This is a genomic window from Streptomyces thermovulgaris (assembly GCF_002155915.1).
Taxonomy (GTDB): domain Bacteria; phylum Actinomycetota; class Actinomycetes; order Streptomycetales; family Streptomycetaceae; genus Streptomyces; species Streptomyces thermovulgaris.
This window is the reverse complement of record NZ_MUME01000263.1, coordinates 1-9098: the sequence shown is the minus strand read 5'-3', so window position 1 is coordinate 9098 and position 9098 is coordinate 1. Positions and strand designations below refer to the sequence as shown.

Sequence of the window (9098 nt, the reverse complement as noted above, 5' to 3'; positions counted from 1 at the left end):
GCGGGGCGCTTTGGCGGCGCAGACCCGTGGAAGTGCCAGAGGCAAAGACCGGTGAAGGAGACCGGTGAAGGCGAAGACGGCACGTACCGGAGTGCTGGCCGGAGAGGGGCAACGCGGTCATAGTGGGCGCACAGCTGTGCACGGACCCGCCCCGACGTCGGACACCTGGGGGTCATCCACCCATGAGCAGACCCGAACAGCCGTCCCGCAGATCCGTCCTGGCCGCCGCCGTCGCCACGGCGATGACGGGGGAGGCGGCCCTGGCGGTCGCCGCCACCGGCACCTCCGCCGCCGCACCCCCGGCCGCCGGCGGCCGTCCCCGGACCAGCCCGGCCCGCCTCGTCGACTACCACGCCTGGACGACCCGCACCGACTGGCTCAGCGGCACGGCCCGCGGCACCCACGCCGTCGCGGGCGACCGCCCCGGTCTGAGGATGACGCGGGCGGTGGGCACCACCGACTACACCGATCCGCACACCGGCACCACCGCCACCTGGGAGTACGCCACCTGGACGGGGCCGGTCCACCGGCTCGCCGTGCCCGCCACCGAGGCGGTCGTCTCCTGGAACGCGCACACCCCGGCCGGGACCTGGCTCCAGGTCGAGCTGCGGGGCACCTACTCCGACGGCACGGACACCCCCTGGTACGTGATGGGCCGTTGGGCGGCCGGTGACCAGGACATCAAGAGGACCTCCGTCGACGGACAGGGCGACGGCCGCAGCACCGTCCAAACGGACACCCTCTCCGTCGACGATCCGGCCTTCGGGCCGCGTCTCGTCTCGTACCGGCTGCGGCTCACCCTCCACCGCCGGCCCGGCACCACCCTCACCCCCACCGTGTGGCGGATCGGCGTCATGGGCTCGGACGTCCCCGACCGCTTCACCGTCCCCGCCTCCGCACCCGGCCTGGCCCACGAGCTGCCCGTCCCGCGCTACTCGCAGGAGGTCCACGCGGGCCGGTACCCCGAGTACGACAACGGCGGCGAGGCCTGGTGCAGCCCCACCTCCTCCCAGATGGTCGTCGAGTACTGGGGCGGACGGCTCACCCCCGAGCAGCTGTCCTGGGTCGACCCGTCCTTCAGCGACCCGCAGATCTGCCACGCCGCCCGGCACACCTACGACCACCAGTACGCCGGCTGCGGCAACTGGCCGTTCAACGTCGCCTACGCGGCCACCTTCCAGGGCCTGCAGGGCCTGGTCACCCGGCTCGGCTCGCTCACCGACGTCGAGACGCTGATCGCGGCCGGCATCCCGGTCATCACCTCCCAGTCCTTCCTCGAGAGCGAGCTGACCGGCGCCGGTTACGGCACCGCCGGGCATCTGATGACCGTCGTCGGCTTCACCGCCGACGGCGACGTGGTGGCCAACGACCCGGCCTCACCGGACAACGAGGCGGTACGGCGCGTGTACCGGCGCCGGGAGTTCGAGAACATCTGGCTGCGCACCAAGCGCTACGACGCGAACGGCCGGGTCAGAAGCGGTACCGGAGGAATCTGCTACCTCATCTTCCCCGCCAGGCCGGCACCGGGTCAGCAGCGGGCGCTGCAGCGGCTCGGCATCCGCTGACCCACCGCCGCTGCGGCCCGCACCGTCCGCGACCGCGGGGCCTCCCTCGGCCGCGGCGGCGGACGCCGTGCGTTCCCCCCGGTCACCCGTACGCGTCCGGTGACCCGGACACCGAAACCGTTCCCGGTCGCTGCCGGAAGGTGTCCCGCGGGCCCCGGACCCGGCGGCGGCAGGGCCGGCCGGGCGGGACCGCCGGCCGCGTACGGACGGCCTCGTCCGTGAACCGCCCCGCATATCGGGGTGGCATGTGCTTCCCTCTCCTGGGGACGTCCCGACCCTGCACGGGGCCCGGTCCGGACTCCTCGGGCGCCTTGCCGCAGCGGGGAGCGGTGCCGGCCGGCACCGCTCGGGGCCGGCCGCCCGAGTCCCGTTCCGGCACGAGCCCGGCACTAGGGAGCCTCTGGCGTAATCATCCGGTGATTACAACGCCGTGTCATGTAAAGAAAAAGAAAAAAGTTCTTTTGATATATGAACTGAGCGCTGGGGGGGGGAGCGGACATGCGGGGCCACGGGGACGCGTCAGGGGAACTGTCGGCCGTGGAGTTACTGGACGCGGAGTTCTGCCGGCGCTTGTTCGGCTCCCTGCAGCGCACCGGGCAGCGGATGAAGGCCGAGCGGTACGTCCGAGGGCTGTTGTCGGTGAGCGGCCGCAAGACCCTGCGGCGGCTCGCGGAGGGATTCGAGGGGGCGTCGGCCCAGCAGAGCGTGCACCACTTCATCACCGCCTCACCCTGGGAGTGGAGACCGATCCGGCACGCGCTGGCCCGTCAGGCGCGGCGGCTCCTGGCCCCCGAGGCGTGGGTGATCGGCTCGACACTGATCCCCAAGGCGGGCCCGCACTCGGTCGGCGCCGATCCGCAGCCGACCCCCTTGGGCGTGGTCAACGGCCAGCACGCGGTGGGGACCTGGCTGGCCTCGGAGCATTCGGTGGTGCCGGTCGACTGGCAGCTGCGGCTGTCCGCCCGCTGGACGACCGATCCCCTGCGGACCCGGGCGGGCGTCCCGAAGGACGTCGCCTCCGGCAGTGTCGAGGAGTGCGTGCGGCAGGCGGTGGCGGAGCTGTCGGCTCTTTTGGAGGCGGCCCCGCTGCCCGTGGTCGTGGACGTCGGGGAGACGGAGGGGCTCGCGGTCGCGCAGCACCTCGTGTCCCTGGGGCGGCCGTTCGTGGTGCGGGTGAGTCCGGCGACGCTCCTGAGGATCGACCGGTCGGTGCTGCCCCGCCACGGAAACCTCCAGCGCACCGCGGGTGAGCTGGCCGAGTCCCTGCCCCATCTGCGCCAGCAGGTGGGACAGGGGAGCGGGCGGACGACGGTCGTGGCGGTCCCGGTCAGGGTCCTGCCGTCCGGCCGGGGCGCGCTGACGCTGGTGGCCGAGTGGCAGCCCGGCCGGCGGACCGGCCGGCGGCTGTGGCTGACCAACCTCGCGGCCGACGGCGCCCCGTCCGCACTGCGTCTGGCCCGTCTGACGGCCGTGGTCGAGCGGGATCTCGCGGAGATCTCGGACAGGGTCGGCCTGCGGGACTTCGCGGGGCGGTCGTTCCCGGGCTGGCACCGCCACATCACTCTGGCGTCCGTGGCCCACCTGGTCGTCGCCGCGGCACGGCACCGGGGCCCGGGCGGCCCGGCGGGTCCCCGGAGTGACGTCTCCCACATCAACGGGACTACTGTCCGGTAACTTGACACTCTCCTCCGGCCGGTGATGACTCATTTCCCCTTGCCCCCCTTACTCTCTGGGCGAGCCTCGTCCAGCGCCTTCATCTGCGCCCTGTGAAGTTCCGGCACGGGTTGGATCGGTAGAGAGGAGATTCATGCTCAGCCTTGACCTCCGTCGTGCGACCCCAGCACAAAAAACTCCCCCACCGCCTTTTCAATCCGGCTCGTACGACGCCGTCCTCACCGAAATCTCCTCCCTGCTTTTCTCCTCGCTGTCCCGGAGCGATCAGTGCAGAAAGGCCATGCATTACCTACGCGGCCTGCTCGAGGCGCCGGGACGTAAATCCATACGGAATATCGCCGCATTACTCGGGGATCAGGTCTCGGAGCAGAATCTGCACCATTTCATCTCGGTCTCCACCTGGGACTGGGTCCCCGTCCGCCGGGCTCTGGCCAGTCACTGGATCAGTGCCGTCCCCCTGCGGGCGTGGGTGGTGCAGCCGGTCATCATCCCCAAGACCGGACGTCATTCGGTCGGCGTGGACAAGCACTTCTTCCCGACGCTGGGGCAGGTGCTCAGCGCACAGCGCGCCATCGGGGTGTGGGCCGCCTCGGACGACGTCAGCGCTCCGGTCAACTGGCGTCTCTACCTGCCTCCGGCCTGGCTCACGGACGACTACCGGCGCAGCCAGGTGGCCATCCCGGACGGGGTGCCGGTGGAGACGCTGAGCGAATGCGTGGTGCAGGCCTGCCTGGAAGCGGTGACGTGCTGGCGGCTTCCGGTGCGGCCGTTCGTGCTCGACTCCTGCGAAGTGCATGCCGTCCCGATCTTCGAGAAGCTGCACGCCGCGGGCATGCCCCTGCTGGTGAGCGTCTGCCACGACCAGCCGCTGACCGTCGTGGACCCGGCCCTCCCCTCCGCCGGGCAGGGCCCGCTGACCGCCGAGCAGATCATGCTCATGGCCAAGGACTTGCGGCGGCCCGTCGTGTCCGCGGGGCGCGAGCCGGGCACGACGCCGGTGAGCCACTGGGCCGCCACCGTGCGGGTGGCCGCACCGTCCCTGTCCGAGCCGGGCCCGGACCGGGGCGAGGTCCTGCTGCTCGGTGTCGGCGACGAGGGCGGGCGCTGGCCCGGGAAGCTCTGGCTGACCAATCTGTCCACCACCCCGCCGGCATCGGCGGTCCGGCTGAGCAGGCTGGCCGACCGCGTCGACCGGGACTTCACCGAGATCGCCGACCGGGTGGGCATCCGGGACTTCTCCGGGCGCTCCTTCGGCGGCTGGCACCGGCACACGACTCTCGCATCCGCCGCGCACACAGTGGTCGCCCTCGCCCGGAACAACGCGAACCGACCGTGATTCCGATCTGACGGTCGATCCCCCCACGGCCGGTGGGCGGACGGTTTTCCACCGTCCGCCCACCGGCCGTTGTCGTGCGCGTGCACACGAGTGGAGGAGCAGCAATGACACAGGATTCCAACGGGCGTACGAACCGCGGATGAAAACCATATGTCGCCGCCGACCTGACATACTTGCGGCTACTTGACGGATCCCACGCCACCTGACGGAGTACCACCCGCCTGGTGGTGGCCGCGCGTCCCATGCCGGACGATTCCTTGCGTCGCGGGGATTTCTCTGCCTGTCCTTCTCCTCACTCCCCGCCTTTTCCCTTCGGCCTTCTTTTCTTCCCGCACTTCCGTACAGCCGTCGTGATTGGAGACACCTGTGGACGACGCTCTGCTCGACATTCGATACGGACAGGCGTTACAGCAACCCTCCTGGGAGGACGAGGAGCAGGTGCTGCGGGTACGGAAGGAACTCGCAGCCCTGCCCGCGCTCGTCGAAGCGGAGGACGTGCGCACCCTGCGCTCGGTGCTGGCCCGGGTGGCCGCGGGCAAGGCGCATGTGGTGCAGGCCGGCGACTGCGCGGAGGACCCCGCCGAGTGCACCCCGGGCCATGTGGCGCGCAAGGCGGGCCTGCTGAGCATGCTCGCCGGGCAGCTGGAGATGACCACCGGCCTGCCGGTGGTGCGCGTGGGCCGGATCGCGGGCCAGTTCGCCAAGCCCCGCTCACGCCCCACGGAACGGGTCGGTGACAGGGAACTGCCGGTCTACCGCGGCCACATGGTCAACAGCCCGGAGCCCGACCCGGTGCTGCGGCGCCCCGACCCCGAGCGGCTGCTCGCCGGCTACCGGGCCGCCCGTGTCGCCATGAGCTGCCTGGGCTGGCTCGACGCACCCGGCCGGAACCGCGTGGGCGCCCCCGTCTGGACCAGTCACGAGGCGCTGCTCCTCGACTACGAGGTCCCGATGCTGCGCCGGCAGCCGGACGGAAAGCTGTTGCTCGCCTCCACCCACTGGCCGTGGATAGGGGAGCGGACCCGCCGGCCCGACGGCGCCCATGTCGCCCTGCTCTCCGAGGTCGTGAACCCGGTGGCCTGCAAGGTCGGCCCCGGGATGACGGTGGACGAACTGCTCGCACTGTGCGAACGCCTCGACCCGCGGCGGGAGGAGGGCAGACTGACCCTCATCGCCCGGATGGGGGCCGGAACCGTCGCCGACCGGCTGCCCCCGCTGGTGGCGGCGGTGCGCGAGGCCGGGCATCCGGTGATCTGGCTGACCGACCCCATGCACGGCAACACCGTCACCACCCCGGACGGGCTGAAGTCCCGTTTCCTGGAGACCGTCCTGCGCGAGGTCGACGAGTTCCAGCACGCGGTCGACGCCGCCGGCGGTGTCGCGGGCGGGCTGCACCTGGAGACCACCCCCGACGACGTCACCGAGTGCGTCCGCGACGCGGACGAGGTCGGTCTCGTCGGCACCCGCTACACGAGCTTCTGCGACCCGCGGCTCAACCCCGGCCAGGCCCTGGCCGTGGCCTCGTCCTGGTGGCTCACCGGCCGTTCGGCCCCGTCGGCCGCGGCATAGCCGTCCCCTCGGCCCCCACCGACGACAACCACGCGACAACGATGCGAGAGGACAGCCATGGCGGGCATACCCCCCATTGATCCGTATCCGCTGCCGCAGGCGGACGACCTGCCCGGCAACACGGCCGAGTGGCAGGCCGATCCGGCCCGTTCGGTCCTGCTCATCCACGACATGCAGCGCTACTTCCTGCGCCCGTTGCCCGCGTCGCTGCGCGAACCGCTGGTGCGCAACGCCGCCCGTCTGCGCGAGCGGGCCGTGACGACGGGCGTGCCGGTGGCCTACACGGCGCAGCCCGGCGGGATGACCGACGAACAGCGTGGTCTGCTCAAGGACTTCTGGGGTCCCGGCATGCGGATGGACCCGAGCGACCGCGAGGTCGTCGAACCGCTGACGCCGGGGCCGGACGACCGGGTGTTCACCAAGTGGCGCTACAGCGCGTTCTTCCGTTCGGACCTGCTGGACTGGATGCGTGCGCAGGGCCGCGACCAGCTGGTGGTGTGCGGTGTGTACGCCCACGTCGGGGTGCTGATGACCGCGGTGGACGCCTTCACCCACGACATCCGGCCGTTCCTCGTCGCCGACGCGGTCGCGGACTTCTCCGCCGACTACCACCGGCTGGCCGTGGAGTACGCCGCCCGGCGCTGCGCCGTCGTCACCACCACGGACGTCGTCCTCGGCCAGCTCGGGGCCGCTCACCCGGTCGGAGTACGCGCATGACGGGGAACGGCCTGCTCCTCGACCGGATCCTGTCCGCCCGGCCCGGTCCCTTCGCCCTGCTGCACCGCCCGGAGGCCGGCGGGCCGGACACCGTGGACGTACTGCTCGGCTCGGTCTCGACCCCGGCGACCCTGGCCGATCTGCCCCTGCCCGAGACCCCGTCCGCCGACGGCCCGCACCACGAGCTGCTGACGCTCGTCCCCTACCGTCAGGTCACCGAACGCGGCTTCGCCGGCCCCGACGACGGCGAACCGCTGATCGCGATGACCGTCACCGACCAGGCCGTGCTGCCCCTCGACGAGGTCCTGGACCGTCTGCCGGACAGGCCCCTCACCCTCACCGGCGGCCACTTCGACGTGACCGACGAGGACTACGCGCGGACGGTGCGCCGGGTCATCGACGACGAGATCGGCACCGGCGAGGGCGCCAACTTCGTCATCAAGCGCTCGTTCGTCGCCGACATCGCCGGCTACGGCCCGCACAGCGCGCTGTCGTTCTTCCGCCGGCTGCTGCGCGTGGAGTCGGGCGCCTACTGGACGTTCGTCGTGCACACCGGGGACCGGACGTTCGTCGGTGCGACACCCGAGCGGCATGTCAGCCTCTCCGGCGGCACCGCGGTGATGAACCCCATCAGCGGCACCTACCGCTACCCGCCGGCCGGGCCCGTGCTGTCCGAGGTGCTGGACTTCCTCGCCGACCGCAAGGAGGCCGACGAGCTGTACATGGTGGTCGACGAAGAGCTGAAGATGATGGCCCGGATCTGCGAGTCGGGCGGCCGGGTGGTGGGACCGTACCTGAAGGAGATGGCCCGCCTGGCGCACACCGAGTACTTCATCGAGGGGCGCAGCACCCGCGACCCGCGCACCATCCTGCGGGAGGCGATGTTCGCGCCGACCGTCACCGGCAGCCCGCTGGAGAGCGCCTGCCGGGTCATCGCACGGTACGAGCCCGAGGGACGCGGCTACTACAGCGGCGTCGCGGCTCTCATCGGCCGCGACGCCGAGGGCGGACGCGCGATGGACTCGTCCATCCTCATCCGCACCGCCGACATCGACGCCGCCGGCCGCATGCGGATCGGGGTGGGCGCCACCCTCGTCCGTCACTCCGACCCGGACTCCGAGGTCGCCGAGACCCGGGCCAAGGCGGCCGGGCTGCTCGCGGCGCTCCGGGCGGACGGCCCGGCGGGCGGCCGGAGCACGGACACGCCCTCCCCGCGCTTCGGGGACCACCCGGACGTACGCGCGGCCCTGCGGCGGCGCAACACCACGCTCGCGGGGTTCTGGCTGGCGGACGGCAAGGAACCGGAGCGGGCCGTACCGGAATTGGCGGGCCTTCGGGCGCTGGTGGTGGACGCCGAGGACACCTTCACCTCGATGCTCGACCACCAGCTCCGGTCCATGGGCCTGGCGGTGACGGTCCGCCGCTTCGACGAGCCGTACTCCTTCGACGGACACGACCTGGTCGTCATGGGGCCGGGCCCCGGCGATCCGCGTGATGCCGGGCACCCGAAGATCGCCCATCTGCGGTCGGCGATCGACACCCTGCTCGCCGAGCGGCGGCCCTTCCTCGCGGTCTGCCTCAGCCACCAGGTGCTCAGCACGAGACTCGGCTTCCCGCTGGTCCGCCGGAAGGTGCCGAACCAGGGCGTGCAGCGGGAGATCGACTTCTTCGGCACCCGCGAACGGGTCGGTTTCTACAACACGTTCGCCGCCCGCAGCACCGAGGACAAGGCCGAGTGCGAGGGGGTGGGCCTGGTGGAGATCAGCCGTGACCCGGACACCGGTGAGGTGCACGCCCTGCGCGGCCCCCACTTCGCCTCGATGCAGTTCCACGCCGAGTCGGTGCTCACCGAGGACGGCGTACGGCTCACCGGCGCTCTGCTGACCGAGGTCCTGGGCATCCGGCGGTGAGCCCTCGGCGCGGGCCGGCCGCCCCGAGCACTCACCGGCCGGCCCGCGCGGCCTGCCGCCGGGACCACCGGGCCACCCCGCCCTTCTTCCGTCCCCGGCCTTCGGGACGGGCCGCACCGTCCGTTTCCGGACTCCGCAAAGAGACGCAGTGAGAACGAAGGAGAGCCGTTGAGCAGGTTGCGTTGGTTGACCGCGGGGGAGTCCCACGGACCGGCACTCGTGGCGACGTTGGAGGGGTTGCCGGCGGGGGTGCCGGTGACCACGCGGATGGTGGCGGAGCATCTGGCCCGGCGGCGTCTGGGGTATGGGCGGGGGGCCCGGATGACG

7 protein-coding genes are annotated in these 9098 nt (G+C 71.9%); all 7 read left to right on the top strand.

Annotated elements, in window-relative coordinates; genetic code table 11:
• Positions 1-182: 182 nt before the first annotated feature.
• Positions 183-1565: a peptidase C39 family protein gene (locus CCN35_RS20065; protein ID WP_067397679.1), complete on the top strand. Its 1383-nt coding sequence runs from the start codon at positions 183-185 to the stop codon at positions 1563-1565.
• Positions 1566-2063: 498 nt separating this feature from the next.
• Complete coding sequence (locus tag CCN35_RS20060; protein ID WP_086793803.1) at positions 2064-3239, top strand: IS701 family transposase; 1176 nt, start codon at positions 2064-2066, stop codon at positions 3237-3239.
• Between the two features lie 133 nt (positions 3240-3372).
• Positions 3373-4575: an IS701 family transposase gene (locus CCN35_RS20055; protein WP_079130045.1), complete on the top strand. Its 1203-nt coding sequence runs from the start codon at positions 3373-3375 to the stop codon at positions 4573-4575.
• Between the two features lie 366 nt (positions 4576-4941).
• The gene (locus CCN35_RS20050; RefSeq protein ID WP_067400506.1) at positions 4942-6144 is read left to right on the top strand and encodes a 3-deoxy-7-phosphoheptulonate synthase; all 1203 of its coding nucleotides are present in this window, start codon (positions 4942-4944) and stop codon (positions 6142-6144) included.
• Between the two features lie 57 nt (positions 6145-6201).
• Complete coding sequence (locus CCN35_RS20045; RefSeq protein WP_086793801.1) at positions 6202-6861, top strand: isochorismatase family protein; 660 nt, start codon at positions 6202-6204, stop codon at positions 6859-6861.
• A complete protein-coding gene (locus tag CCN35_RS20040; protein ID WP_067400500.1) occupies positions 6858-8771 on the top strand; it encodes an anthranilate synthase family protein in 1914 nt (637 codons plus the stop codon). Before CCN35_RS20045 ends, CCN35_RS20040 begins: the two co-directional genes overlap by 4 nt.
• A gap of 168 nt (positions 8772-8939) precedes the next feature.
• Positions 8940-9098 (top strand): chorismate synthase (locus tag CCN35_RS20035; protein ID WP_143631680.1); only part of this gene is annotated, 159 nt, incomplete at its 3' end.

Excerpts from the sequence above, each read along its gene's own strand:
- CCN35_RS20055 (WP_079130045.1), top strand. The coding sequence starts at position 3,373 with ATGCTCAGCCTTGACCTCCGTCGTGCGACCCCAGCACAAAAAACTCCC.
- CCN35_RS20060 (WP_086793803.1), top strand. The coding sequence starts at position 2,064 with ATGCGGGGCCACGGGGACGCGTCAGGGGAACTGTCGGCCGTGGAGTTA.
- CCN35_RS20065 (WP_067397679.1), top strand. The coding sequence starts at position 183 with ATGAGCAGACCCGAACAGCCGTCCCGCAGATCCGTCCTGGCCGCCGCC.
- CCN35_RS20040 (WP_067400500.1), top strand. The coding sequence starts at position 6,858 with ATGACGGGGAACGGCCTGCTCCTCGACCGGATCCTGTCCGCCCGGCCC.
- CCN35_RS20045 (WP_086793801.1), top strand. The coding sequence starts at position 6,202 with ATGGCGGGCATACCCCCCATTGATCCGTATCCGCTGCCGCAGGCGGAC.